This is a genomic window from Pollutimonas rozaliensis, assembly GCF_048751585.1.
Taxonomy (GTDB): domain Bacteria; phylum Pseudomonadota; class Gammaproteobacteria; order Burkholderiales; family Burkholderiaceae_B.
This window is the reverse complement of sequence record NZ_JAZHOB010000203.1, coordinates 1-260: the sequence shown is the minus strand read 5'-3', so window position 1 is coordinate 260 and position 260 is coordinate 1. Positions and strand designations below refer to the sequence as shown.

General features: G+C 71.5%; 1 protein-coding gene. It reads right to left on the bottom strand.

Going from position 1 to position 260, the window contains the following annotated elements; genetic code table 11:
- A partial coding sequence (locus V0R37_RS22590) for a Tn3 family transposase (protein WP_420376622.1) occupies window positions 1-260 on the bottom strand: 260 nt, incomplete at both ends.

Genomic DNA, 260 nt, shown 5'->3' with positions numbered 1-260 from the left:
CGTCGCGATCCCGTATGCGCCCGAGGCGATGGAAGCAGACCGCCCGAGCGAGCGCGTTGCGGGACTCGCCCTTGTTCAGTTCCGCGCTCGCCTGTCGGCGCAGGCCGGGATCCTCCAGCCAGTCGAGGGTGAACAGGGTGCGCTCGATCCGCCCCAGCTCCCGCAGCGCCAGGGCCAGCCCGTTTTGGCGCGGATAGGATCCGAGGCGCCGCAACATCAGCGAGGCGGGCACGCTGCCCACGCGCACGGAGGTCGCCAAG